The following is a 25613-nucleotide window of genomic DNA, read 5'->3' on the forward strand; positions in this document are numbered from 1 at the left end:
GCAAACTGATCAAGTATTACGGATTATGTCGTCAAGCTACTTATCTTCGCGGACACACTCAAAGTCCTCGCTCTTCAGAGGAGGCAGTTCGCCATTGCGATATTCCACATCCAACTTGTGCAGGCACTTGCACATGGACTCCAGACGATCATCTACCGCCTGCATATGATCCAACATCGCACGAATGGAGCGCGCCACCGGATCAGGCATCTCTTCGCTCAACCCATAGGCGTCAAAGCCCATTTTCTCTTCCATGGCTTTGCGGCGATCCGCTTCCGGCTCTGTTTTCTTGACAATCACTCGCCCCGGAATGCCGACCACTGTCGCGTTAGGCGGCACTTCCTTAGTTACCACGGCATTAGAGCCCACTTTCGAGTTATCCCCTACTGTGAACGGCCCCAAGATCTTGGCGCCAGCGCCGACGACCACGCCATTTCCCAACGTTGGATGACGTTTGCCTGCATTCCAACTGGTTCCTCCAAGGGTTACCCCCTGGTACAAGGTAACGTCGTCGCCAATCTCGGCCGTCTCCCCAATCACTACTCCCATACCATGATCAATAAAGAAGCGGCGACCGATTTTCGCACCCGGATGTATTTCGATCCCAGTCATCCACCGACTGAATGTGGAGAGAAAGCGCGCCAACCACTTCAACCCCTTTCTCCACAACCAGTGACTAATGCGGTGCGCCAGCAACGCATGCAGACCGGGGTAGCAAGTCAGCACCTCAAAGGCGTTTCTGGCCGCCGGGTCCCGGTGAAAGACACTTCTTATGTCCTCTTTTAACTGTGCTAACATGATTCGCCCCGATTAATTCTTTTGCCAAGTTCCCGCTATTTTCTGCGTAGACCTTAGGATGCCTCGCAGAATGTTGATTTCCATCTTATCCAAACGCGCACGTTGATACAGCCGACGTAGTCGCGACATCAATTGCCTGGGATTTTCCGGATCATGAAAGTCGATATCGATCAGTGTCTGCTCCAAATGAGCCAGATAACGCTCGACTTCGTCCGCCGTCGCGGCCTCAACATCCCACCCGGCATCACCTGGGCCGTCCAATCTCTGGATATATGACTGATTCTCTTCGTTTTCAAGCAGCCACCTCATGTGCAGCTCGTAACAAATCACTTGCGCCGCCATCGCAACATTCAAGGACGAATAGTCTGGATTTGAAGGGATATGTACATGCAAGTGACAGCGCTGCAACTCTTCATTGGTGAGACCTCGCTCTTCGCGCCCAAATACAATCGCCACATCGCCCTCGGTCGCCGCGACATGATCGTGTACATCATCCGCCAGATCCCGAGGATTTCTCACCGGCCAGGGAATACTCCGACCTCTTGCGCTGGTTCCCACCACTAATACACAGCCAGCAATAGCCTCATCCAAACTCGCAACCACTTGAGCGCCATCCAATACATCTAAAGCTCCGGATGCACGACTTACTGCATCATCATCTGGAAATCGGTCTGGCTCCACCAGCACTAATCGAGACAGCCGCATGTTTTTCATCACGCGCGCAGTAGCGCCGATATTACCGGGATGAGAGGTGTTGACCAGCACAATACGGATGTTTTCCAGCATTTTCACACCTTTTTAAAAGTGCGCAATGGTAGCAGAATTGTATGCAAATGCCTCCCCCCACTAAGACCAAAACGTCGCTATAACTCCGCTTTCTGGCGCGCCCTGCGACCTTTCCTATAATTTAATCCGTAAGTAGATTTCTGGGTGTGTTTACACGACGGAGTTGCTATTATTAGCGCCCTTTTTAAAACCGTTCTTTACAAAGTAGTGATCAAACCATGCAGCCAATGATTAATATTGCCTTGCGCGCAATTCGCTCGTCCAATGAGCAGATCAACATGATTCTTGAGCGTGAAGAGTTGTCTTTTACCGATCCGGAAAAGCTAAAGAGAGTCATTGCCCGTGTTGACGCCGCTTTCTACGACAATCTGTCCCGCGCCCTGCAACGGGCCTACCCCACACACCAAATCAACAAAAAAGGCGACCTGAAAGGCAACCCGAAAGGCGTCAGCTGGCACATCATGCCTGTACACAACACCGCCAGCCTCGTACGCGGCCTATCCGATTGGTGTTTTTCACTGGTCTGCAAAAAGAATGATCAGACCGAACACGCTATCATTATTTTCCCCGTAACCGGCGATGAATACACAGCAAGCCGGGGCGGCGGAGCCTCATTGAACGGCAAACGCATCCGAGTCTCAGGTACAAAAGACCTGGAGCTTTCCATGCTATCCACCAATATTCTGGAAGGCATTGGAAAAAGAGAAGAACCTGCAGCATTACTGGAAGCTTACGCAGAATTAGACAAAAGCTGCTTCGGCGTAAGAAGCGCCCACTGCATTCCACAGGACTTGGCTTATCTGGCCGCAGGAAAAGTCGACGTCGTTATATTGAACAACATCAACCCACTTGAAACGGTGGCGGGACTGCTTATAGTCAAGGAAGCGGGCGCTCTGCACAGCGACGTTCGCGGCAATCCGCTGAACGATAGAAGCCGCTCTCTTATCTGCTGCAGCCCCAAGATGCTCAAGCCTGTCTCTCAAAAGGCCCACAAACTGGCTGAACTACTGAAGTAATCCTATCTAAAGCGCTCTTCGACATACCAAAGAGCCAGCACAAAAAAGCCGGTCACTTGACCGGCTTTTTATTTGGCTGTGACCCGTCCCGAATAGAGTTGACAGCCTACGCCAAGTAGAAAAACGCCTCAGGGGCGATCATCCAGCTCAACGCCTTCTTTTACAGGGATCATCAGATCTTCTTTGCTGATATTCATAATCAGCAGCAGGTTACTTGCAACATATACTGACGAGTAGGTACCAATAACAATACCTATGATCAATGCCGTCGAAAACCCTTTAAGCGCAGGCCCACCGAACAAGAACAACGCCACCAGAACCAACAATGTGGTCAAGCCGGTGACAATCGTACGGGACAGGGTTTGCGTCAAAGAGATATTAATAATACCTATTGGAGTCTCCTCACGCAGGCGACGGAAATTTTCACGCACGCGGTCACTCACGACGATGGTATCGTTCAACGAGTAACCAATTACCGCCAACACCGCCGCCAACACGTTCAAATCGAAGTCCCACTGAAACAACGAGAACATCCCTACGGTGATAATGACGTCATGCACCAAAGCCAACACGGCGCCAATAGAGAACTTAAACTGAAAGCGGAAAGCGATATAGAGCATAATGACGCCGAGCGCCAGCAGCAGACCCAAACCACCTTGTTCACGCAACTCTTCGCCGACCTGAGACCCAACGAATTCGGAACGACTCAGACTCACCTGCGCCCCATCTGCGGACAACGCACTCACCACCTCAGTTCCAATGGACTCACTGTGCTCCTGCTGCAGACGAACCAGAATACTGGTGTCTGAGCCAAACTTCTGCACGACGAAGTTTTCGTACTTGTGAGCCTCAAGCTGATGCCGTACGTCATTGATTTGGGGCGCTTTGGAGTACTCCACCTCCACCAGCGTACCGCCAGTGAAATCCAACCCGAACGACAAGCCGCGCGTCGCGATGGACACGATAGATACAATGATCATTATCACAGACAAAGCCAGCGCAGGCTTCGCTATGCCCATAAAGTTATAAACTTTCTCATCAGACATAGTTATGCCTCCTTAACCTTGCTTGACGCCGCCAATGGACAAACCACCAACATTGCGGCCGCCGTATATCAAATTAACGACTGCGCGAGTCACGGTTATCGCAGTAAACATGGAGGTCAAAATCCCGATAGACAGCGTAACAGCGAAACCTTTGACCGGGCCCGTGCCGATCGCGAACAGGATTAACGCCGCAATCAATGTGGTTACGTTGGCGTCAAAGATAGACACGAATGCGCGATCATAACCTGCATGAATCGCCGACTGAGGCGGCAGACCGTTACGCAACTCTTCACGAATCCGCTCGTAAATCAATACATTGGCGTCAACCGCCATCCCCACCGTCAATACGATACCGGCGATACCAGGCAATGTCAGCGTCGCCGACAGCAAGGACATGACCGCTATCAGAATAAAGACGTTAGCCGCCAGCGCGATATTAGCCACGATACCGAATACGCGGTAGTAAGCAATCATGAACAGCATAACCAGCACAAAACCGATAGCGACGGAAGTAGCGCCGTCCTTGATGTTCTCAAGCCCCAGGCTGGGGCCGACAGTACGCTCCTCAACGAAATAGATAGGCGCCGCCAATGCGCCGGAGCGCAGCAACAAAGCCAGCTCTTTGGCTTCAAACACAGAATCCAGGCCCGTTATACGGAAGCTATTTCCTAACGGCGATTGTATGGTGGCAAGGCTAATGATTTTCTTTTCTACGTAGCGACGCTTCTTGGGCTGCCCGGTTGTGGACTTGGTATCAACCTCTTCTTTGTACTCAACGAAGAGTACGCCCATGTTGCGCTGCACGGCGTCCTTGGTAATGTGGAACATCTTGTTGCCGCCCAAGGAATCCAACTTAATGTTAACTTCAGGACGGCCATTCTGGTCAAAAGATTGCTGCGCGTTGGCGACACTGCCGCCAGTAATAATGATGTCTCGCTCCAGGCTCGCAGTACGGGGCTCTGAACGGAATTCAAACTTCTCAATCGATCCCGCTGAAGCATCTGGACGCGCCTCAAGGCGAAACTCCAGGTTAGCAGTAGACCCCAGAATACGCTTGGCTTCCGCCGTGTCTTGCACACCTGGCAATTCGACAACAATCCGTCCCCGCCCTTGACGCTGAACCAACGGCTCGGCGACGCCCAACTCGTTAACCCGGTTACGTAAAGTGCTCAAGTTCTGGGAAATAGCGTAGTCTTCGATTTCTTTCGCCCGGCTTTCCAACAGGGTCAGCTTCACCATAAACAGGCCATTCTCTTCGGCGCTTTCCGCCAAAAAGTCGTCAAACTCACGACGCGCCAGAGACAACGCGCTATCGCGATCATCTTCGTCACGGAAGCCCACGGAAATCTGCTTGGGAGATGGAATATCCACCGACTTATAGCGCAGCCCTTCTTCTCTTAGCTTGGTCTTAATGTCGCCTTGAGTAATCTCCATTGTCGTGGCGACCGCTTTCGCCAGATCCACCTCCATCAGAAAGTGAACCCCTCCACGCAGATCCAGGCCCAGCTTCATCGGCGCAGCGCCTATATTGGACAACCATGCAGGAGTTGTCGGAGCTAAATTCAACGCCACAACGTAATCATTACCCAAGGCGCTCTTGACATGAGGCTGAGCGTCTAATTGAGTGTCGTTATCCGCAAAACGGATGATGATGTTCTTCTCGCCGACTTTCGCTTCGCCGTAAGCAATTCCCGCTTCATCCAAGGCCTCCGTCGCTTTTTTAAGCACGCTTTCGTCAACCCCGATGGAGCCGCGAGATCCGCTTATCTGCAATGCGTAGTCATCTGGATACAAATTCGGTAAGGCGTAAATAAAGCCCATCATCAGCACTATGACAACGAGCAGATTTTTCCAAAGTGGGTATTTATTGAGCATGCCGTAAAAGGCTCCCTATCGTTTATCTCTATGCCGGGGAAGAGGCGCGCCATGCAGGCGTTCGATGAAATTGAACGCCTGACGCAGGCCCGGCGCGCATGCGCGGCCGTCTTAGATATCTTTCAAAGTGCCTTTGGGCAACGCTGCGGTCACCGCCATTTTCTGCACTTTGATTTCCACTTTGTCAGCAATCTCAACTACCAGGAAGTCGTCCTTCACACGCACGATTTTTCCAGCAATGCCGCCGTTGACCAACACTTCGTCGTTCTTGTTCAAACCACCGAGTAACTCTCTGTGCTCTTTGGCCCGCTTGCTTTGGGGACGCCATACGAGAAAGTAAAAAATCAGGACGAAACCGCCGAGGAATAGAATCTGCATCACCGCACTCGGCCCTTGCGGACCCGGAGCCGGCTCAGCCGCAGCAATAGCAGGCATCAGCAGGGCGAACAGCGTGCCTAACAGCACATGTAGCTTACGCATAAGAAATAACTCCAAAATATGCTTATAACACTTTGACTAGGCTGGAATACCTTGCTCCTGCCTATGATAAAAGTCGGCGACGAAGTCGCACAATTTACTCTGTTCAATCGCATGACGCAAACCAGACATCAGGTTTTGGTAGTAGCGCAGATTATGAATAGTATTCAACTGCGCACCTAACATCTCGCCGCAACGGTCAAGGTGATGCAGGTAGCTGCGACTGAAATTGCGACAGGTATAACAGTCGCAGTTTTCGTCCAGAGGACGCGTGTCCGTCCGGTACCGGCTATTGCGCAGTTTGAGCACCCCAAATGAAGTGAACAAGTGCGCATTACGCGCATTCCGGGTCGGCATGACGCAGTCGAACATGTCCACTCCGCGCAACACCGCCTCCACTATATCCTCCGGCTTGCCCACCCCCATCAAATACCTGGGCTTATCTTCAGGCATCGCGGGAGGCAGGTAATCCAGCACCTTTATCATTTCATCCTTGGGCTCTCCTACCGACAATCCGCCGATAGCATAACCGTCGAAGCCGATTTCAGTCAGCCCCGCCAGCGATTCTTCCCTTAAATGGGGATACATTCCGCCTTGTACAATACCAAACAATGCAGAAGGGCTATTTCCGTGCGCCAGTTTGCTTCTTTTGGCCCAACGCAGGGACAGGCGCATAGAGTCCGCCGCTTCTTTTTCAGTGGCGGGATAAGGCGTGCATTCGTCGAAAATCATGACGATATCAGAACCCAGATCACGCTGGACCTGCATTGACCGCTCCGGGTCCATGAATATCGGCGAGCCGTCAATGGGCGATTTGAATTTCACCCCCTCTTCCGTAATCTTGCGCAGGTCCCCCAGGCTGAATACCTGAAAGCCTCCCGAGTCCGTCAGAATTGGACCATCCCACTGCATAAAGTCATGCAGGTCGCCATGCTGACGGATGATTTCCGTACCCGGACGCAACATCAAATGGAAAGTGTTGCCGAGAATAATATGCGCGCCGATATCTTTTATGTCCCGGGGCGTCATGCTTTTCACAGTGCCGTAGGTGCCCACGGGCATAAAGGCCGGCGTCTCCACCACGCCCCGTGGGAATTTCAGCCTACCGCGACGGGATTTGCCGTCGGCATTGTCGATTTCGAACTGCATATGGCAAGTACGCGACAAGGTTATTCTCCTACTCAGATCTGACAATAGTTCTTAATTCGTTAGGGCGTCTTCGCGACCAGACTGGCGACGATGTAAAAACATGGCGTCTCCATAGCTGAAAAAGCGATAGCGTTGCTCAATCGCCTCTTGGTAGGCGGCCAGGATATGCTCTCTACCGGCAAAGGCCGACACCAGCATCAATAACGTGGACTTGGGCAAGTGAAAGTTGGTCACTAATGCGTCGACGGTGACAAATTCATACCCAGGATAGATGAATATACTGGTGTCGCCCGCATAAGGTTCAATAGTTCCCGATCGACTCGCTGTCTCCAATGCCCTGACCGCGGTAGTGCCCACAGCGATGACGCGCCCGCCTGCAGCCTTTACCTTGCGCACCTGTTCGCATACATCCGCGCTGACTTCCAGATACTCTGAATGCATCCGGTGATCCTGCACCACATCCACCCGCACAGGTTGAAACGTGCCCGCGCCGACATGCAACGTAACAAACGCGGTCTCCACGCCTTTTTGCGCCAGCGCCCGCAACAGAGGCTCGTCAAAATGCAAGCCTGCGGTAGGGGCCGCCACCGCGCCCGGTTGACGACTGTATACGGTTTGATAACGTTCGCGATCGCTCAAGTCATCTTCACGATCTATATAAGGAGGCAGCGGCATATGCCCGCATGCTTCCAATAATTCGCTGACGCTCCCGCCTTCGCTTACCCGCAGACGGAATAGATCGCCTTCCCGCTCCACCATCGTCAGTACGTAATTATCTTCGATAAGGATCTCGACGCCCGGCTTGGGCGCCTTACTGGCTCTGACATGTGCGAGCATTTCCGTTAAGGATACGACTCGCTCGACCATCACTTCGACTTTGCCGCCACTGCGTTTTTGACCAAACAAGCGAGCAGGAATAACGCGGGTATCGTTGAAAACCAATAAATCGCCGGGATTAATCATACCCAACAGGTCCTTGAAGCCGCGATGGTTTATCTCTCCGGTATCCGCATCCAGACACAATAAGCGGCTGGAGGAACGCTCAGCCAGCGGACGCCGGGCGATTAACTCCGGCGGCAGATCAAAATCAAAATCGTCAACGCGCATCAAGGAATTCTGCTTCAGTTTTGGGGGCGCATAGGTTAGCGGAAATGCCCGCCACTCGCCAGCTTCAAGCGTTTTTATAGTGTAGAGTCAGAAGGATGCAAAAAAATAGTTAACAAAAAATGTTGACGAGCAATCAAAAGCCCGTATAATCGCGGCCCTAGTTAGCCACTCACAGGCTGACATGGTTGCCGGGATGGCGGAACTGGTAGACGCGCACGACTCAAACTCGTGTTCCTTCGGGAGTGAGAGTTCGATTCTCTCTCCCGGCACCAACTTTCTTATCTAACTCCTTTCCGTATTAATTCTAATTAAATTTTCTTTACTCAAGCGCTTTTAGCATCCTTCCTTACTGACTTTCTCCACATACCTGTATCGCGCTAATAATTACTTCTGTATGTGAGCTGTTAGGCCTGCCCTGTTCTGAAAAATAGCGAATATCGTCCAACGTCAAACCCTTGTCGACCCGCTCAACGACACAGGAACAATAATTCGCCACCACTTCTGTCCCCTCTCCTTGGCCGCTGTGTGCGCTAAGGCAACCATTGGACATATTGGAAATATAGTTCCTTTTCATTTCCTGCCATGGCGGCGCTGCGCCATCTATGGCGATAGCGGATACGACGCCGCTGCAAAGAAACACACCACACATCGCCAATGTAGGAATCATTCTCATAGAAGAGCCTCTTTAACTGCAATCCACCCTGACTATAAGAATAGACGTGTTTAAGAAATGCAGCGGCGAAACAATCGCCGCCAAGATTAAAGCAGATCGAACAACGACAGGCTGGTGACTCGGGAGTAGGATTGTTGGGCGGCTTGCAGGACAAAGTTCTGTAAGGTGAGATTGCTGACTGCTTCTGCATAATCCAGATCCTGCAGTTCAGATAACACTTCTTTGGTCAACACCTCAACATCTTCCTGTAGCTGCTTGGTGTCGTCAATTGTGTTCAACCGCGCGCCGAGTCGCGAGCGCGTCTCCAGTAATTTGGTTTCCGCATTGGTTAAATTCGCCAAGGTGGAATCCAGCAGGTCGGTCAACGTCTGACGGCCCGCCGGGGTATCCTGATAATCCTCCAATCCCGCCGCCAGACGCTCCACCGTGGTCAGAAGGCCCTGCTTCTCTGACGACTGCACAAAGAAAGTGTCGCCGGGTTGTGGCGAACCGATGATTTCAAACTGCACGCCTTGTACAGATATCGGTTGCCCAGTGACGAAACGCTGATTACTTAGAATAGGTTTACCGTCGGAACGCTGCACAATCGTAAAATTGGGCGCAGGCGGAACTACATCCGCTTCGTCATTGAACACCACCGTCATGTCTTCCGGATAAAAGGCGTCATAGAGTTCCTGATCGATCATCTGCCCCTGAGTAATGATCGCAGGCGGTTCCGCTGTATTGCGAGGACTCGCCTGGGTGAAAAAGGTGTTATTGGCGCTTTTGATATTGACGAACACGTCTTTGCCATTGTCCCCCGCCGCCACGGAGACATTCGCATCGATCTGCATGAATCGACGCCCTTCGTCGCCCACATACCGATATGCGCCTGCGGCGTTCAGCTGGAACGGCTCCTGCTTGCCCTGAAACCCCGCAAAGATATACTCGCCGCTGGGGTCTTTGGTGTTCAGCATACCAACCAGCTGACTGAGACGCTGCCGCACTTCCGCCGCAATGAACGTTTTATCGTCCGCATTCTGAGAGCCGTCGCCCGCCTGCACCGTCAATTCACGCAAGCGCTGAATCACTTCACTGACGCCCCCCAAGAGACCGTCTTCCAGGCTCAGACGGTTTTCCGCCAGATTGATGTTGCTCTTGTACTGATCGATCAACGACAGCTCTTGGTTTATCTGCAGGATACGCGTAGACGCCACCGGGTCATCCGCGGGCGTCAGCACCCGACGTCCACTGGAAATTTGCAGCTGGGTTTTCTGCAATTGGCCGGTCACATCAAGGATATTGTCCAGCCCGCGGTTAAACAGTTGTTGGGTTGAGATACGCATGGTCACATCCTCGGGTTATCCATCAGGCGAAAGTATTCAACAGCGTGTCGAACAACTGTCGGGCGATGGACACCACTTGCGCAGACGCATTGTAGGCCGCCTGATACTGAATCAGACGACCCGCCTCTTCATCCAGACTGACGCCGGATACTTCCTGCCAGCGATTTTCCGACTGCCGCAGCAGGGATTGAGCCGACTCCGTATCCAGTTGCGCCTGACTGGCGGTGGACCCCACCACTTCCACCAACTGGGAGTAGGCCTCGTTGTAGGTGCTGACATTGCCGCCGATGGTTCCCTCTGTTTCCAGCCCCACCATTTTCAATGCATTTCGGTTATCGGAGACGCCGTTTTCGTTGTACTCGATAGTAAAGGTATCCCCCTGGCTCGGCGTACCGGTAATGCTGGCCTGGTACCCACGGAACGAACTCTGCGCCACTGGCGCAGGCAGGAATATATTGTTGTTGTCAGCAGTCAGGCGCACGCCGTCATCCAGTTGCACATCTACGAATCCGCCGACACTGGTTCCGCTGCCGCCGCTAATGGTGGTGGCGACGGTGTCATTGGCGGTAACAATGTCCACGGAATCAGTCGCGTCTCCCGTCACTTCGACAGTAATATCCTTGCCGGTCAGCGCTCGAATGGTCAAAGCGCCGCCATCGCTCCAGGCGACGATACCGGCATCTTGAAGGTTTGAGTTGTTGTTGATCAGATCCACGTATTCATCTGGCGTAAAAGAGGCTCCACTTGGCAGCGTCAACGCCTCGCCGTTGATGGTCAGCCCCGGCGCTACACCGCCGCCGTCATTCACAAAATTGGAGAGCTCCACTTCTGTGTAGGCGAGAGCGGATACGCCGTTGCGGCTGTTCAAGGCCGAGGCGATTTCCTCAGCGCTGGCGTTGGCGGCGATATTGAGCGGCGACTGGGTTGTGACAATGCCTGTCTCCGGGTCGCGATTTTTGATGGTCACGGTCTGCGCCCCATAACCATTTACGAATGGTCCAGGCGACGCCACCGGCGCGGGAACTTGAGCAATGCTTACCCCTTCAGCGCTGACTGCGGTCTGCCCTTCGTCCGCAGTAAAAATAGCGTTGCTCACGCCTGCGATATACTTCTGATTGTTCAAGGGCGGATCTAGAGGAACCGGATTACCCGGATCGCTGTTATCCAGCACCTCATAGTAAGTGTCGGTGATAAAACGGATCAGTATCGGCGGCGTCAGTTCGCCAGGAACCGCAAATGTCGGCAACAACGCATCATTGGAGCTGCGCTTGACCGCCAGCAGCTCGCCCTGGCTGATCACCGCATTGCCCACGTTACCCAGATCCGCCTCAGTGCGAATCGGCGACGCCAGCGCAATCTCCTCGACCCGGCTCACCGACATATCAATGTCTCGGGCCCCATAGCGGGTGGGCGTCACCAGAAAGCTATCGCCGGTTTGAAAGCTGCCTGATTCGAAGTTAATCCTCAATCCGTCAAACTCAAAGGTGGCGGGAAACAGGCCAGGCAGCCGTCCGCGAGTCACCGTGGCCCCACTTAACGCGTCCACCACCAGAATGTCGTTATCGGAAGGGCCGGTGAACTGGATTTGATAATCTTTGGTGGTCAATGCGGAAGTGTCGATAATCTCCACGCTGATATCGCGATCATTGGGCAGCGCATTGCCTTCGTTCGCCGTAACCCGCTGACGAGCGTTGTTTTCGGAATTGATGTCCTCGAAGAAAGTGCCGCCAAGCCGGTTTTCCAAATCCATACCCAGCTGATGCTGTTCATTGATCGTGTCCGCCATCACCACCGCAATCCGGCCCAGCGCATTAAATGAGGGCTGCAGAATCTGGTCGCGAAATAGCAGTATGCCGCCCAACTCACCACCGGTTATCTCTGAAGTAATAACATTGGTTCCAGAGCCGCCGCTTTCCGTCAGCGCCACTTCCTGATGAGTAGGGTCAGTTTCGCTGACCTGCAGCCCCAATGAATTGGCGTGGGAGCCAATTACCAGCGACTGTCCTTTACCCACCAGGATATTGAGCTGACCATCAGTTTGCTCCACCACTGTCACCGACACAATTTCCGATAGCTCGCGGATCATTTGATCACGCTTGTCCAGCAAGTCGTTGACGTCTTTACCCTGCGCCGAACCACGAGCCGACACGATGGCCTGATTCACCTGAGCGATTCCGCTGGCCAGACTGTTAGCCTCTGTGATCAGGGCGCGCATATCCTGATCTATATTGCTTTGCTGCGATTCCAGGCGGTTATACAGCACATTAAAGCGATTAATCAGGCCTTCCGCCTGGGTCAGCACCAACTGCCGCTCAGGTATGGATGAGGGATCGTCCGCAGCGCCCTGCAACGCCTGAAAAAAGGCGCTCATACCAGGAGACAGCCCGGTGGTGGGATCCGCCAGCAAACTGTCGATCTGGCTCACATTGGCGCGGATCTTATCTATTTCACTGAACATGGAGGTATCGGAACGCAACTGAGACACCAAAAACTGATTCGTCATGCGGGAGATATCCGCAACCCCCACCCCGGTTCCCAAATATCCCGCCCCGATATATTGGGACGGCGTCGCCTCAAACTCCACCCGCTGACGGCTATAGCCCTCGGTGTTGGCGTTGGAAACGTTGTTGCCGGTAGTGGCCAGCGCGGTCTGGCTGGCTTTGAGTCCGGTGAGTCCTATGTTGATAACGTTAGTGCTCATGGCGGGAGTCCTCAGCCTTGATCATCCGAGCGGACGCTTTGCAGATACGCCCCGTTCATGATGCGCTGAATCTTCGACGCATAATTGGGATCCGTGGCGTACCCGGCTTTTTGCAGTTCCCGCAGGTACTCTTCCGGCTCCGCCACCTGCTTCAACGCCTGTTGATAGCGGGGCTGCCCCTGCAAGAAGTTGAGATAATCCGTAAAGCTTTCCTCATAGGAGCCATAGACGCGGAACGGCGCCCGTTCTTTAACCATGCTCCCTTCCCGATACTCAGTCGTCGTCACCCAGGCGACAGGCCCTTTCCAACGCTGATCCGCTTTAATGCCGAACAGGTTGTAACTGGGTTCGCCCTCTTCGGTAAGGATCATGCGCCGCCCCCACCCGGTCTCCAGTGCGGATTGCGCCAGCAGAACGCCTGGCTCCACGCCCAGCCCGGCGGAGGCTTTACGCGCCGACGCCAGCAAACTGTTAACGAAGTGTTGCGGGCTCTCAAATGCAACAGGCGCCGTCTGTTTCTGGACTTCCTCTCCCTCGCCAACGGTTGCTTGCGAGGCTTCCGCCGCCGCAACGGCCTCCTTCACATCGGAATCCACAAACGCAGAACGCGACATTTGCTCCGAGTAATAGGCCACCTGCTCCAAGGCCTGAATCTCTTCTTCCGTCAACTCCGGCGCTTGCGCGAGACTCTCTTCCGCCTGCGCATAGCTCAACGTCATCGCCTCCAGCGAACGAGGGTATTCAGTGATGTCTTTGTAGCCGCCTTTTTTCGGCTCGCCGCTTTCTCTGGCCAACAGTTGTTTCGTCAGCGCATCCGCCAACCCAAAGCTCTTATGTTTGGACAAGGTCAAACTGAGCTGGTGGTCGAACATATCCTGATAAACATTGGAAGCGGAGTCGTGAAATGGGTTGCCTTGCTCAAACACAGCGTTGACCTGCCGCATGGACTTCAGCATCAAGTTGACCATGATGGACTCAAACTGCTTCGACACCGCACTGATCGCCTCCGACTTGTCCATACTGGGCGATTTCAGTCGCTGCAGCGCGTTCAGGTCGGTATAGACATGAGCTTGGTCGAGGGCGCGATTGTTGATGGTCATACGCTTGCCTTAATACACGATTGCCGTCTTAGATCACTATCAGTTCCGCTTTCAGCGCTCCGGCCTGCTTCAGGGCCTCCAGCACCGCCATCACATCGCCTGGCGCCGCCCCGACCTGATTCACCGCGCGCACAATGTCATTAAGAGTCGCCGCCGGACCAAACTTGAACATACGGCTGGGCTCCTGCTCCACATTCACATCTGTCTGGGGAACGACGACCGTATCGCCTCCCGCTAGCGCATTGGGTTGACTGACGCCAAAATCCTCAGTGATGGTGACGGTCAGGTTGCCATGGGTCACCGCGGCCGGCAGCACTTTCACATTCTGCCCCACCACGATTGTTCCGGTGCGGGAGTTGATCACTATCTTCGCGGCTTCCTGCCCGGGCTCCACCTCCAGATTTTCCAAAATAGAAAGAAAGCCCACCCGCTGCGACGCCTCCCGCGGCGCCATCACTCGAATGCTGGCTGCGTCCATGGCTTGCGCCAGTCCAGGGCCCAGCAGGTCATTAATGCGATCCTGCACGCGTTTGGCGGTAGTGAAGTCCGGCGAACTCAAGTTCAACGTCAAGGTGTCGCCATGACTGAAGCTACTGGGAACAGCGCGTTCAACCGTAGCGCCGTTAGGGATACGTCCCACACTGGGCACGTTCACTGTGATGCTGGAGCCATCCGCGCCGCCCGCGCCAAACCCGCCCACCACCAGATTGCCCTGGGCAACGGCGTAGGTTTTGCCGTCAGCGCCTTTCAGGTTAGTCATCAGCAAGCTGCCGCCGCGCAAGCTCTTCGCATTACCGACGGAAGAGACCGTGATATCGATTTTCTGACCCGGTTTGGAGAAAGCAGGCAGATCCGCATGCACGGAAACCGCCGCCACGTTTTTCAGTTTCGGATCGGTCCCGGCGGGAATAGTGATGCCAAAACGGTTCATCATATTGCGGAAGGTCTGATCGGTGAACGGCGCTTTGTCGCCGGTGCCGTCCAACCCCACCACCAGACCATATCCCACGATCTGGTTACTGCGTACGCCTTCCACGGTGGCGATGTCTTTAATCCTTTCCGCGCCGGCCATCGCTGCAAAACACAGCAGCCCCAGCGCAAACAGCGCACGCCATGCTTTCTGCAAGGAATGGATCGCATTGGTTTTGTCGGATACTTCATGCATAGTCGGATACCGCTGGTTAAAGACAAACGTCATCGTTTCGAAATCAGGCGTTATAGAGGGAACCATTCGCTGTTGAAAAACCGCTGTAGCCAACCAGCGCGATTCACGTCGCCGAAGGCGCCGGTGCCGCTATATGCGAAGCGGGCGTCCGCGATCTTGCTGGACAGAATAGTGTTATCCACCCCGATATCCTGGGGACGCACCAGCCCGCTGAGACGGATATACTCATCCCCTTCCGTCAGGGTCAGCCATTTTTCACCACGAATCCGCAAGACGCCGTTGGGCAATACGTCCGAGATAGTGACGCTGATACTGCCAGTCAGGCTATTGCTTTGATCTGCATCCGCCGAGCCCGAGAAGTCCCGTTCGAAGTTCGAGTCAGTGAGCAGACTGAGGTTATGCGCAGAAATTGCGGTTCCCAGAACCGTCGCTTCGTTGAATGAGTTCTCAGAGTCCTTTTTCAAATTGGTGCCTGTGCTTTTGGAGGACTGCGTGCTCTCCTGCAGCACCACGGTCAGCACGTCGCCGACTTGATGGGCTGTACGATCGCCAAACAGGGAGAAATTCTGCGCGCTGGAATAAATGGAGCCATCCACTGGAGCCGGCTGCATCAGCGTCTGTGGCGGAACGGGCGCGAATGCCGGGTCTCCCGGGCGCACCTGCTCTCTGCTGATCGGGCTGCATCCGCTCAGCAAGGTAACCATAATTAGTGAGATCAGCGTTAGAGTTTTCACGCCCGGCCCTCCCCGATTAAATCGACGACACATCAATTAAAGATTCTGGGTGATGTACTGCAGCATCTGATCCGCAGTAGTCACCACTTTCGCATTCATCTCGTAGGCGCGTTGGGTGGTGATCATATTCACCATTTCCTCAACGATCTCTACGTTGGAGGTTTCCACCATGCCCTGCTCAACGGTTCCCAGCCCCGCTAGCCCAGGCGTGCCTTCCTGAGGATCGCCGCTGGCGGCGGTTTCACGAAACAGGTTATTGCCGATCGCTTCCAACCCGGCTGGGTTGATAAAGTCCACTGTATTGATATTGCCGATCTGAGTTGGCGCAGCGGTGCCCGCCACAGTGACGCTAACCACACCATCGGTGCTGATGGTCAGGTGCAAAGCGCCATCCGGCACAGTAATGCCAGGCTCAAGAGGAAAGCCATTGGCGGTGACCACATCACCGTCGGAATTCAGGTGGAACTGACCGTCCCGGGTATAAGAAATAGTGCCGTCCGGCATCAGAATCTGAAAGAAACCGCGGCCGTTGATGGCGATGTCCAGCGGCTGCTCGGTAACTTCCAGATTACCTTCGCTGAATACTTTCTGAGTGCCGACCACGCGCACCCCAGTCCCCAGCTGCAGACCAGAAGGCAGTTGAGTGTCTTGAGAACTCTGACCGCCCGGTTGCCGCTTGATCTGATACAGCAGATCCTGAAATACGGCGCGATCTCGCTTGAAGCCGGTCGTGTTAACGTTCGCCAGGTTATTGGAAATGGTTTTTAGAGCAGTATCCTGGGCCGCGAGCCCGGTTTTACTCACCCACAACGCACCATGCATGACAAATTCTCCTATGCAGGTCGGACAACACAATAAATGGGTTTCAACCTATACCCGGATAAACTCCGGGCCGCATGGCGGAAAATTGCCGCTCATGCGGGATTACTAGGAGATCTGCAATAAGCGTGCCGCTGCTTCGGTGTTATCATCCGCAGCGCGCATAACTTTGACTTGAAGTTCAAATTGGCGGGAAAGAGAGAGGATTTCCGTCATTTCTTCGACGGCATTGACATTGGAGGACTCCAGATAGCCGGGCTCCAGACGCACCAGCCCATCAGGGAGAGCCGGACCGGGAACGTCCGGTTTCAAGTGAATCAGTCCATCGACGCCTTTTTCAAGACTTTCGGTGGGAGGATTGACCAGACGGATACGGTCCACTTCCTGGATTTCGTCTGGATTCCCGCCCAACGGCACAATAGAAATCGTGCCGTCTACGCCAATATTAAGCTTTGCCGCCGGCGGCACGGCGATAGGCCCGCCGTTGCCGAGCACCGGCAAACCCGAGCCTGTGCGCAGCATGCCATTCACATCCAACAGCAGCTCCCCTTCCCGGGTATAAGCTTCGCCGCCATCCGGCGCCTGTACAGCAATCCAGCCCTTGCCGGCGACAGCGACATCCAGGTCGCGTCCAGTCTGCATCAGCGACCCCATTTCGAAGTCCGTCGCCGGCCTCTCCGTCATGGCGTAGGCGCGGCTCGGATAATGTTCGCCAAACACCGGCATACTGCGCGCCTGCAAGAAATCAGACTTGAAGCCAGTGGTGTTGGCGTTAGCCAGGTTGTTGGCGTGGCCGCGCTGAGACAACATGTTCTGCTTGGCGCCGCTCATGGCGATGTATAAGGCTTTATCCATGACTACCTCTCGAATTCCACCTGATCGCGTTAATCATCTTTCTCACTCTTTCACCCATCCACTAACGCAGGTTGATGATGGTCTGAGTGATGGCGTTGGCGGTCTCAATGGTTTTCGCATTGGCCTGATAGTTTCGCTGCGCGATGATCAGTCCCACCAACTGCTCGGACAAATCCACATTGGAATCTTCCAAAGAGCTGGAGCGAATAGCCCCCAGAGATGCCGTGCCGGGGGCTCCAATCACAGGGTTGCCGGAGTTGAACGTCTCCACCCAAGTGGTTTCCCCCACCGGCGCCAAGCCTTGAATGTCATTGAAGTTCGCCAATGCGACCTGCCCCAGCACTTTAGACTCGCCATTGGTGTAGCGGGCGAAAATCACCCCGCCATCATCCACGTCCAAACCAATCAGACGCCCAGTGGTAAAGCCATCTTGCTGTAAATCGTTCACCGCAAACGCGCTGCCATACTGAGTCGTTGCGCCAAGATCTATAAAGAAATTAGAGCTGGTGGGAGGATCAGGAATCGGCAAGGTTCCGCCATCCGCCACATTCAGCGGCCCTTCCGCGCCGTTTGGCGCACCGTCAGGCGTCAGCGGCGTCCAGTTGGAAATCAGCACATCGTCAGACAGCACTTCGTTGATCGAACCGTCCTGATCGAAGACCAGACTAAAGGACGCGCGGGTGGGCGTGCCGCCAGTCACCAGGGGGTCGCCGACATCCTGGCCGTCAATTAATGCATACATAGTCCACAGGTTATCTGGCGTGGTCGCTGTTTGCGGTTCTTTCACGAAAAACGTCGTCAAAACATGGGAATTGCCCAAACTGTCGTAAATCGTGGTGGATGTCGCATGGTTGTATGTGTTTTCATCCGCCGGATCGAATACGTTATTGACGAAAGGCGTACCGGTAAAGGTGGCGAACAGATCGCTCGTGCCGCTGGCCAAAGTGACGCCATCCTGAATGGTCAGGTTGACGCTGCCGCCTACTACGACATCCGTCAGAGCCGTACTCAAGGTTTGTGAGGTAGCCGCCGCATCGTTGCCCTGCACCACAAACTGATCGCCAGCCGCACCATTGAAACTGAAGCTAAGATCATTGCCGCGGTTATCGATTACCACCAGATCCGTACCGTCCAGCACTGCGCGCACGCCAATCAATGAGGAAGAGGAGTTGATGGCGTCGCCCAAGTCAGTCAGGTTGGTGTAGCCGTCGAATAGCACGCCATTGATAAACACCTGCATAGTGCCGGAGGCATTGTTGAAACCCGCCGCCGTAATCGTGGCGCGAGTACTGGCGGCGGCGTCTATGTTGTCCAGGTTGTTGAACAGGGCCGCTATTTCATTCGCGGAACTGTTCGCTGGAATGGTCACCGTTGAAGTGGAGCCATCAGCCTGAGTCACGGTAATTGTCTGTGCGGCATAGCCATTAGCGCCATTCGTGCCGGCGGCGGTAGCATCCACCGCCTGCCCAATAAACACGCCGTCTGAGGACAGTGTATCGCCACGTTCCAGCAGCACCGGCTCGGACGCATCCAGGTTAAGGTTGGCGTCCACCCTTGTGGTTCTGTCCGGCGCCAGGCTGGTGTCATCTATCAACAGATCGCCCAGCACTCCGCTGACGACGCCGCTGTCATTGGCGACAAACCCCTGCAGATGCATGCCGGAGCTGTTCACCACATAACCTTCCTTGTCGATGCCGAAAGCGCCGGCGCGACTGTAGCGACGATCGCCGTTGTTGGTGTCGAGGATAAAGAAGCCTTCGCCGTTGATGGCGAGGTCCAGACCATTCTCGGTAAAGGAAAGATTGCCCTGCGCAAACTCTTGCCGCACCTTTTGCACCCGTACGCCGTCTCCGACCGGGTTAGAGCCCAGACTTAAAAAGCTGTTGGCGTACAGATCTCCAAACTCCGCACGCGACCGTTTAAAGCCGGTAGTGCTGGCGTTGGCGATATTATTGCCGGTCACCTCCAGGTCGACCGACGCTGCCCTGATTCCTGTTAACGCGATATTAAACGGCATACCACACCTCGCACATGCTAACTGATCTGTTTGATATCGCTTAATCCGACCGAGCCAAGTCCGGCCAGATTCAAAGTGACGCCGCCGTCACGCGCGATTGATACACTATCCACATTGGCCGCCAGATAAGAGCTGACTTGCATCTGCTCACCGCTGTAGCGAGCCCGTGCGACCACTTCATACCGCCCCGCCGGCAAAGTTTCGCCGTTGCTGTTTTTGCCGTCCCAACTGAACGTGACATCGCCACCGGGCTGATAACCTTTATCAATAGTCGTGATGAGTTCGCCAGCCTCGTTATAGACGCTAATGGTCAATTGCGACGTTCCGGCAGGCAGCTCCACCACCCCATTTATGGATCCATCCGCACTCTTGATAGCGCTTTCCATCGGAGCCAGCACATCCCGTCCCACCATCGCCGAGGCCTGCAAGGCCTGTGCGCTGCGAAACTGAGAGGCCATTGTGTCCACGGTCGAATTCAATGACTGAATCCCTTCCACCGAGCTGAATTGCGCCAACTGTGCGACAAACGCTGTATTGTCCTGGGGATCGAGCGGACTCTGGTTATTCAACTGGGCGATCATCAGATCCATGAATTCGTTTTTACCCAGCTCGTTTTTCCTGTTGGCGGACTTTTGCTGAAGCGCGTATTGACTCAGCGCGTCGCTAGTCTGATTTGCCGTATTGATATCGCTCATCACGCTGTCCTCACGAAAAGTTCATCACTGACCAATAGTCAGCAGGCGCTGCATCATGGTTTTCGCTGAATTCAGCACTTCCACATTGGTCTGGAAGCTGCGGGAAGCGGACATCATATCCGCCATTTCCTCCACCACATTCACGTTGGGATAAAACACATAGCCGTCCGCATCCGCCATGGGGTGGTCCGGTTGGTAGCGACGCTCCAGAGAGGCATCGCTTTCCACAATGGCGCGCACCTCAACGCCGCGAGAGGCGTCATCGTTGATCGAAGGAGGAATCGCCGCATTGAGAGCGTCCTGATGCACCGCCGCAAAAATCGGCTTGCGCGCACGATAAGTCTGATCGATGCTCGAGCTGGCGGTGTCCGCGTTGGCCAGGTTGCTGGCGGTAGTGTTAAGTCGCACGGATTGTGCAGTCATACCGGAACCGGCAATGTCGAAAATGCTATTGATCCCCATCGTTATTCTCCTTTAATCGCGCTGACGATGCCTTTCAGGCGGCTGTTGAGGAATTCAAAGCTGGCCTGAAAATCCAGCGCGTTCTTGGAGTACTGCACGATTTCCGTCTGCGTATCCACGGTGTTGCCGTCAATGGAAGGTTGCAGCGGCTGGCGGTACAACAGGGCCCCTTCCGCCGGCGTTTTTATCGCCATGTGGGCATCGTGGGTTGTAACCACCTCCAGTGAGTCCTCTATACTTTTGGCCTGCCTGAGCACGGCTTTAAAATCGATATCCCGGGCGCGAAACCCCGGCGTGTCCGCATTGGCTATGTTGTTCGCCAGCACTTCCGCCCGTCTGGCGCGGACGTTCAGCGCTTGCTCATGGATACCCAGCGCTTTGTCGAATGATATGGCCATCTAACACCTCTGCAGTTGCCTGACTGCGACAATCGTCATTTGCGTCAATGTCAGCAAGTCCCGCGCCAGTTATTTTTTTTATTTTATTTTTCAGTTAGATAGCATTTTCAGTCAAGCGGAGGGCGGCAAAGGGATACCGCCCTGAAGAAAAGTGCGTCCACGCCATGCGGCAAAAGGACAACCATCGTCATCGAAAGGGTTTAACAGGAGGACGAATATGGCGGGTGGGGATATGAGATAAGCGACGCCTGCTAAAACATGCAGCGTCGCAGGAAAATCAGCTCGCTTCGCCAGTGAAGAAACTGACGCGCTCTTCAAAAGCAGGCGGTTCGGGAACTTTCTTCTCTTTACTGGCCGGCGTCCCTACATAAAGATAACCCACGACATGCTCGTTGGAGGCCAAACCAAGACGCTGCTTGACACGCTCGTCATAGGCCACCCATCCGGTGCGCCACATAGCGCCATAGCCCAATTCCTCCAGCCCCAGCATCAACGCATAGGCGCTGCAACCGGCGGAAATCAGCTGTTCCGACTCCGGAACCTTGGGGTGTTCCTGCGCAGTGGCGACAACCACAATCACCATTGGCGCGCGACTGGGAGCCTTGGCCAGTTTTTGCTTGGCCGCGTCGTCCTGACCATCCTGCTCCGCAGTTTCGTAATATATGCGGCCCAGAGCATCGAGCCCCTCGCCTTCCACAATAATCAACCGACACGGCCGTAAGCGGCCATGGTCCGGCGCGCGCATGATCACCGGATACAGTTTCCGCAATTCTTCATGGCTCGGCGCCGGCGCCTGCAACAAGGGAGTGGAGGTTCGATTTACAAGAATATCTAATACCGCCATGGTGTTATACGTGGCTCCTGTTGTTTATCCGCGTGACCGCCGGTCAGACCAACAAAAGCCCGGCGACTGATTTCGGATCAGATTATAAATAGGAATAATTCTTAAATATATGCAATTGACCGTCAGAAAACACTTGTCCTATCACGCCACTTCATCTTCCATTTACGCCAACTCAAAAGGTTAAAGATTGTCTAACGACAGACAAAACCGTCCCACAGATTGTCCGACAACCCCATTACTGCTAACCTTAGACGCGATCGTAGCGCTGGTGGACTATACTACCAGAAGAGGGCGGCAGTTATGGCGGATGGTTTACGCCGGTCCAACGGCTTTTTACATGGCAATCCCGCATTCAACCAATGCGTCGCGCTACGCCTGTTGCACAGGCGCCTCCCGCTTTCCACCCGGAAAACCTTCTAATCCTGTCCTTTTTAGGGTATATCCGTGCTAGGACAGGACGTTTTTATTGATAACAGCAAACCGGCGAGCCGCATTGCCACTCCCATGCGCTCGCAGGGACTTTTGGTTAGGTTGAAAAATATGCTGACGGGACAATACCGGTATTCGCGGTTATGACACAAATGATGCCGATACCTCCACATCTCGCCAATACGCCGCACTCCCCGACTCAGGTGACGATCCCGCCCATGCCGGACTATAACGCCCGGGTGCTCGGCTATCTGGTATGCGCCGCCATTATCGTCGCCGGCATTCTGGAGGGGCATTTCGACGAGTACCTTATCTGGATCATTCCCGGCGCCATGCTATGGCCGCATATTCTGTATTTCGCTCTGCGCTTCTTCGATAAACAGAAGAACACCAAGGTCCGCCAGGGCATGATGGTAGTGGACGGCTTTCTATGCGGCGTGATTCTGGTGCTAATCAAATTCAGCGTCACCCCCACTCTGTTTTTTCTGCTGATGCTGAACTTCAGCTTCATAATTGTCGGCGGCATGAAAAGCTGGCTATACGGCAACATCGCCTTTCTCGCCGGCTTTACCGTGGCGTCCATCTATTTTGGTTTGAGCTTCGCGCCGCCTACCCCCATGGTGGTCAGCATCATCGGCGGCGTCACTTGTTCGCTTTATGTCGGCGTCACTGCCTACTACACGCACCAACAGGCTCGCGCCCTGGTGCAGGCGAAGTCGCAGATCCAGTTTCAGCGCGAGCAATCCATCGCCCTGTCTCATAAGCTGGCCAAATACCTGTCGCCGCAGGTCTGGCAATCCATCTTCACCGGCGAGCGCGACGTTCGTTTGGAAACACAGCGTAAGCGGCTGGCGGTGTTTTTCTCCGATATCAAAGGGTTCACCGAACTGGCGGAGGAGATGGAGCCGGAAAGTCTGACCGAGCTGCTCAATACCTACTTCAACGAGATGTCCCAGATCGCGCTTAAATACGGCGGCACCATCGACAAATTCGTGGGCGACAGCATCATGATCTTCTTCGGCGATCCCAGCAGTCGCGGCGCCAAGGAAGATACCTGCGCCTGCGTCATGATGGCGATCGAAATGCGCAAGCACATGAAAATTTTACGGCAAAAGTGGCGCAGCCAGGGCGTGCGCACACCGCTGGAAATTCGCATGGGCATCAGCACCGGCTACTGCACCGTGGGCAACTTCGGCGCGGAAAACCGTATGGATTACACCATCATAGGCAAAGAAGTGAACCTCGCCAGCCGTCTCGAATCCATGGCGGCGCCCGGAGAAATTCTGGTATCCTACGAGACCTTCGCGCTGATCAAGGACACCATCATGTGCCGGGATAAGGGCGAAATTACGGTGAAGGGCTTCACCAAGCCAGTGCCGATTTACTCTGTCGTGGATTTACGCCGCGATATGGGAGGCAATCAGAGCTTTATCGAGCATGAAACCGAAGGATTCGCCATGTATCTGGACGCCGGCAAAGTCAGCGCCCAGGCCAAGGAGCGCATACTGAAGTCCCTCGAAAGCGCAGCGGAAAAGCTGCGCAACTAGCCACGCCCTTCGTCCAATTTACTGACTCAAGTACAGATCGCGCCTCCCAATGCGTCGGCGACGCTGAGGTGCGCGACATGGGTGCATCTCAGTACACGGAGGTTGGCTTCGCCATGATCTAACAAAGCCGCGTCCCCCTCGACGCGCACCCGCCCCGATTGCACTCACACTGGCTCAACCTGCGCCAGCGTGACTGCGCGCAATGTTTCGCCTTTCATATCAGGTTCTATATGTCACAAAAGAAAACGCTACTCAGCGTCTCTCTGCTTATTTTTCTGGGCGCGCTGGAGAAGACCATCGTCACCACGCCCCTTCCCGTCATTGGGACGGAACTCAACGCCATGAACGATATCGCTTGGGTCGTCACCGCCTATCTGCTAACCGCCACCAGCGTCATTCCTATCTGCGGCAAATTGAGCGATCTGTTCGGCAGACTCAAAGTGATCATTGTCAGTCTGGGGATCTTCTCCATTGGGTCGTTGCTATGCGCCCTCGCCACTGATATGCCGTCGCTCATACTCGCCCGGGCTTTGCAGGGCGTCGGCGGCGGAGCCCTGATTTCACTGGCGTTCGTGGTGATTTCAGACGCCATTCCCGCACGGGAGATCGGCCGCTATCAGGGCTACATCTCCGCCATCTATGTCGCTTCCAATATCGCCGGACCGGTGTTCGGCAGTCTGCTGACGGAACACTTGAGCTGGCGCTGGATCTTCGCAATCAATATCCCTCTGGCCCTACTGGCGGCTTTTATCTCCGTGAGAAACATCAAGGATAAGGTCGTCAAACGTAAAGATAAGTTCAATTGGGGCGGCTCACTGCTACTGGTGTCCTCCACGACGTTGCTTATCTTGTTGCTTAGCGAAGACCTGAGCTTATCGCAGACCTTCACTCTCGTTGGGGCCTTATTTATCGCCGGGGCCTGGACGTATCTACTCACGGATAAAAAGCGTTCCGTCGTCCCGCGCCATCTGTTCAAGCTTCCCAACTACGCCGCCTGCATCCTGACGATGGGCGTAAGCCAGATCCTGATGACGGCGGCGTTAATTTACTTCCCATTGCAAATGCAGACGCAGAATGGGGTCAGTCTGACCGTTAGCGGCTATAGCATGCTGCTGTTCACCCTCGGCGTTTGCGTCAGCGCCTACTTTTCCGGTAAACACATTGCGGCGACAGGAGCTTACAAGACGCACATTCTGCTGGGTTTCATACTGCTCGCCATCGCTTTCTTCCTGATGTTGATGAAAGTGGCGTTCGCGCCGCTGTTTCCAATAATTGGACTGGGGATCGGCTTTACCTTGCCAGGATTGACCTGTGCTGTACAAAACGTGTTGCCTGCGGCGGACAGAGGCGTCGGAATTTCCTTCTTCGGATACGTGCGGGAGTTAAGCGGCGCCGCTGGCGTGGTGATCTGCTCGTCCCTGTATCATGGCGGCGGCTCTCTGCAAGCGGCCTACAGCGCTTTCGGCGCGGTATACCTCGCCATGTGCTTGTTCGCCAGCCTGGCGTTTATCATTGTGGCGGGGTTTATCACCGAGAAAGAATTGATGACCCAAGTGGCGGAATAGCATCGCTGAGAGAGACACACAAGGAAGTGG

At 54.3% G+C, this 25613-nt stretch carries 23 protein-coding genes and 1 tRNA gene; 4 read left to right on the forward strand and 20 right to left on the reverse strand.

Features of this window, described 5'->3' with window-relative positions:
* Positions 1-36: 36 nt before the first annotated feature.
* Together cysE and trmJ are read right to left on the reverse strand one after the other, a co-directional pair.
* Positions 37-798 (reverse strand): serine O-acetyltransferase, encoded by a 762-nt coding sequence (cysE, locus tag O5O45_RS15360; RefSeq protein ID WP_305906080.1) that lies wholly within the window; start codon positions 796-798, stop codon positions 37-39.
* A 12-nt stretch (positions 799-810) separates the two neighbouring features.
* Entirely contained in the window at positions 811-1584 is a 774-nt protein-coding gene (gene trmJ / locus O5O45_RS15365; RefSeq protein WP_305906081.1) for a tRNA (cytosine(32)/uridine(32)-2'-O)-methyltransferase TrmJ, read from the reverse strand.
* Positions 1585-1802: 218 nt separating this feature from the next.
* On the opposite strand from trmJ, the gene O5O45_RS15370 reads away from it, so the two are divergent.
* The gene (locus tag O5O45_RS15370) at positions 1803-2600 is read left to right on the forward strand and encodes an inositol monophosphatase family protein (protein WP_305906082.1); all 798 of its coding nucleotides are present in this window, start codon (positions 1803-1805) and stop codon (positions 2598-2600) included.
* Positions 2601-2728: 128 nt separating this feature from the next.
* Here the strand turns inward: O5O45_RS15370 and secF are convergent, their stop codons facing one another.
* From secF to queA, 5 genes are all read right to left on the reverse strand, one after another.
* Positions 2729-3646: a protein translocase subunit SecF gene (gene secF / locus O5O45_RS15375; protein WP_305906083.1), complete on the reverse strand. Its 918-nt coding sequence runs from the start codon at positions 3644-3646 to the stop codon at positions 2729-2731.
* 12 nt (positions 3647-3658) lie between these two features.
* Positions 3659-5521 carry a protein translocase subunit SecD gene (secD, locus tag O5O45_RS15380; RefSeq protein WP_305906084.1) on the reverse strand — a complete coding sequence of 621 codons (1863 nt, stop codon included), beginning with the start codon at positions 5519-5521 and terminating at the stop codon, positions 3659-3661.
* Between the two features lie 111 nt (positions 5522-5632).
* Positions 5633-6001 carry a preprotein translocase subunit YajC gene (yajC, locus tag O5O45_RS15385; RefSeq protein ID WP_127972116.1) on the reverse strand — a complete coding sequence of 123 codons (369 nt, stop codon included), beginning with the start codon at positions 5999-6001 and terminating at the stop codon, positions 5633-5635.
* Positions 6002-6037: 36 nt separating this feature from the next.
* Positions 6038-7147: a tRNA guanosine(34) transglycosylase Tgt gene (gene tgt / locus O5O45_RS15390; RefSeq protein WP_305906209.1), complete on the reverse strand. Its 1110-nt coding sequence runs from the start codon at positions 7145-7147 to the stop codon at positions 6038-6040.
* 51 nt (positions 7148-7198) lie between these two features.
* Entirely contained in the window at positions 7199-8254 is a 1056-nt protein-coding gene (gene queA / locus O5O45_RS15395; RefSeq protein ID WP_305906085.1) for a tRNA preQ1(34) S-adenosylmethionine ribosyltransferase-isomerase QueA, read from the reverse strand.
* 187 nt (positions 8255-8441) lie between these two features.
* Between queA and O5O45_RS15400 the strand changes: the two genes are divergently transcribed.
* A tRNA-Leu gene (locus O5O45_RS15400) sits at positions 8442-8526 on the forward strand.
* Positions 8527-8600: 74 nt separating this feature from the next.
* Here the strand turns inward: O5O45_RS15400 and O5O45_RS15405 are convergent.
* From O5O45_RS15405 to O5O45_RS15465, 13 genes are all read right to left on the reverse strand, one after another.
* Positions 8601-8927, reverse strand: coding sequence for a hypothetical protein (locus tag O5O45_RS15405; RefSeq protein ID WP_305906086.1), 327 nt, complete (start codon positions 8925-8927; stop codon positions 8601-8603).
* Between the two features lie 86 nt (positions 8928-9013).
* Complete coding sequence (flgL, locus tag O5O45_RS15410) at positions 9014-10252, reverse strand: flagellar hook-associated protein FlgL (RefSeq protein WP_305906087.1); 1239 nt, start codon at positions 10250-10252, stop codon at positions 9014-9016.
* A gap of 22 nt (positions 10253-10274) precedes the next feature.
* The gene (gene flgK / locus O5O45_RS15415) at positions 10275-12953 is read right to left on the reverse strand and encodes a flagellar hook-associated protein FlgK (protein WP_305906088.1); all 2679 of its coding nucleotides are present in this window, start codon (positions 12951-12953) and stop codon (positions 10275-10277) included.
* Positions 12954-12964: 11 nt separating this feature from the next.
* On the reverse strand, positions 12965-14053 hold the full coding sequence (gene flgJ, locus O5O45_RS15420; protein WP_305906089.1) for a flagellar assembly peptidoglycan hydrolase FlgJ: 1089 nt from the start codon (positions 14051-14053) through the stop codon (positions 12965-12967).
* A gap of 28 nt (positions 14054-14081) precedes the next feature.
* Positions 14082-15218, reverse strand: coding sequence for a flagellar basal body P-ring protein FlgI (locus O5O45_RS15425; RefSeq protein WP_371747992.1), 1137 nt, complete (start codon positions 15216-15218; stop codon positions 14082-14084).
* Positions 15219-15268: 50 nt separating this feature from the next.
* The gene (gene flgH, locus O5O45_RS15430; RefSeq protein ID WP_305906090.1) at positions 15269-15952 is read right to left on the reverse strand and encodes a flagellar basal body L-ring protein FlgH; all 684 of its coding nucleotides are present in this window, start codon (positions 15950-15952) and stop codon (positions 15269-15271) included.
* A gap of 36 nt (positions 15953-15988) precedes the next feature.
* A complete protein-coding gene (gene flgG / locus O5O45_RS15435; protein WP_305906091.1) occupies positions 15989-16774 on the reverse strand; it encodes a flagellar basal-body rod protein FlgG in 786 nt (261 codons plus the stop codon).
* Between the two features lie 105 nt (positions 16775-16879).
* Positions 16880-17626 carry a flagellar basal body rod protein FlgF gene (locus O5O45_RS15440; RefSeq protein ID WP_305906092.1) on the reverse strand — a complete coding sequence of 249 codons (747 nt, stop codon included), beginning with the start codon at positions 17624-17626 and terminating at the stop codon, positions 16880-16882.
* 61 nt (positions 17627-17687) lie between these two features.
* Positions 17688-19643 (reverse strand): flagellar hook protein FlgE, encoded by a 1956-nt coding sequence (locus O5O45_RS15445; RefSeq protein WP_305906093.1) that lies wholly within the window; start codon positions 19641-19643, stop codon positions 17688-17690.
* Positions 19644-19660: 17 nt separating this feature from the next.
* A complete protein-coding gene (locus O5O45_RS15450) occupies positions 19661-20338 on the reverse strand; it encodes a flagellar hook assembly protein FlgD (RefSeq protein ID WP_305906094.1) in 678 nt (225 codons plus the stop codon).
* Positions 20339-20362: 24 nt separating this feature from the next.
* Positions 20363-20800 carry a flagellar basal body rod protein FlgC gene (gene flgC, locus O5O45_RS15455; protein ID WP_216737404.1) on the reverse strand — a complete coding sequence of 146 codons (438 nt, stop codon included), beginning with the start codon at positions 20798-20800 and terminating at the stop codon, positions 20363-20365.
* A 2-nt stretch (positions 20801-20802) separates the two neighbouring features.
* Positions 20803-21198 carry a flagellar basal body rod protein FlgB gene (gene flgB / locus O5O45_RS15460; protein WP_305906095.1) on the reverse strand — a complete coding sequence of 132 codons (396 nt, stop codon included), beginning with the start codon at positions 21196-21198 and terminating at the stop codon, positions 20803-20805.
* Between the two features lie 277 nt (positions 21199-21475).
* The gene (locus O5O45_RS15465) at positions 21476-22042 is read right to left on the reverse strand and encodes a nitroreductase family protein (protein WP_305906096.1); all 567 of its coding nucleotides are present in this window, start codon (positions 22040-22042) and stop codon (positions 21476-21478) included.
* Between the two features lie 581 nt (positions 22043-22623).
* Between O5O45_RS15465 and O5O45_RS15470 the strand changes: the two genes are divergently transcribed.
* Entirely contained in the window at positions 22624-24018 is a 1395-nt protein-coding gene (locus O5O45_RS15470; protein WP_305906097.1) for an adenylate/guanylate cyclase domain-containing protein, read from the forward strand.
* A gap of 230 nt (positions 24019-24248) precedes the next feature.
* Positions 24249-25583, forward strand: a complete 1335-nt coding sequence (locus tag O5O45_RS15475) for an MFS transporter (protein WP_305906098.1) — start codon at positions 24249-24251, stop codon at positions 25581-25583.
* Positions 25584-25613 lie beyond the last annotated feature (30 nt).

Origin of the sequence: Hahella sp. HNIBRBA332 (genome assembly GCF_030719035.1) — a bacterium.
Lineage (GTDB): Bacteria > Pseudomonadota > Gammaproteobacteria > Pseudomonadales > Oleiphilaceae > Hahella.

Coding starts and splice junctions, on each gene's coding strand:
- O5O45_RS15475 (WP_305906098.1), top strand. CDS start 24,249: ATGTCACAAAAGAAAACGCTACTCAGCGTCTCTCTGCTTATTTTTCTG.
- flgB (WP_305906095.1), bottom strand. CDS start 21,198: ATGGCCATATCATTCGACAAAGCGCTGGGTATCCATGAGCAAGCGCTG.
- flgC (WP_216737404.1), bottom strand. CDS start 20,800: ATGGGGATCAATAGCATTTTCGACATTGCCGGTTCCGGTATGACTGCA.
- yajC (WP_127972116.1), bottom strand. CDS start 6,001: ATGCGTAAGCTACATGTGCTGTTAGGCACGCTGTTCGCCCTGCTGATG.
- tgt (WP_305906209.1), bottom strand. CDS start 7,147: ATGCAGTTCGAAATCGACAATGCCGACGGCAAATCCCGTCGCGGTAGG.
- O5O45_RS15445 (WP_305906093.1), bottom strand. CDS start 19,643: ATGCCGTTTAATATCGCGTTAACAGGAATCAGGGCAGCGTCGGTCGAC.
- secF (WP_305906083.1), bottom strand. CDS start 3,646: ATGTCTGATGAGAAAGTTTATAACTTTATGGGCATAGCGAAGCCTGCG.
- O5O45_RS15405 (WP_305906086.1), bottom strand. CDS start 8,927: ATGAGAATGATTCCTACATTGGCGATGTGTGGTGTGTTTCTTTGCAGC.
- O5O45_RS15440 (WP_305906092.1), bottom strand. CDS start 17,626: ATGGATAAAGCCTTATACATCGCCATGAGCGGCGCCAAGCAGAACATG.
- O5O45_RS15465 (WP_305906096.1), bottom strand. CDS start 22,042: ATGGCGGTATTAGATATTCTTGTAAATCGAACCTCCACTCCCTTGTTG.
- O5O45_RS15425 (WP_371747992.1), bottom strand. CDS start 15,218: ATGCATGAAGTATCCGACAAAACCAATGCGATCCATTCCTTGCAGAAA.
- queA (WP_305906085.1), bottom strand. CDS start 8,254: ATGCGCGTTGACGATTTTGATTTTGATCTGCCGCCGGAGTTAATCGCC.
- cysE (WP_305906080.1), bottom strand. CDS start 798: ATGTTAGCACAGTTAAAAGAGGACATAAGAAGTGTCTTTCACCGGGAC.
- flgJ (WP_305906089.1), bottom strand. CDS start 14,053: ATGACCATCAACAATCGCGCCCTCGACCAAGCTCATGTCTATACCGAC.
- flgG (WP_305906091.1), bottom strand. CDS start 16,774: ATGCATGGTGCGTTGTGGGTGAGTAAAACCGGGCTCGCGGCCCAGGAT.
- O5O45_RS15450 (WP_305906094.1), bottom strand. CDS start 20,338: ATGAGCGATATCAATACGGCAAATCAGACTAGCGACGCGCTGAGTCAA.
- flgL (WP_305906087.1), bottom strand. CDS start 10,252: ATGCGTATCTCAACCCAACAACTGTTTAACCGCGGGCTGGACAATATC.
- secD (WP_305906084.1), bottom strand. CDS start 5,521: ATGCTCAATAAATACCCACTTTGGAAAAATCTGCTCGTTGTCATAGTG.
- trmJ (WP_305906081.1), bottom strand. CDS start 1,584: ATGCTGGAAAACATCCGTATTGTGCTGGTCAACACCTCTCATCCCGGT.
- O5O45_RS15370 (WP_305906082.1), top strand. CDS start 1,803: ATGCAGCCAATGATTAATATTGCCTTGCGCGCAATTCGCTCGTCCAAT.
- O5O45_RS15470 (WP_305906097.1), top strand. CDS start 22,624: ATGATGCCGATACCTCCACATCTCGCCAATACGCCGCACTCCCCGACT.
- flgK (WP_305906088.1), bottom strand. CDS start 12,953: ATGAGCACTAACGTTATCAACATAGGACTCACCGGACTCAAAGCCAGC.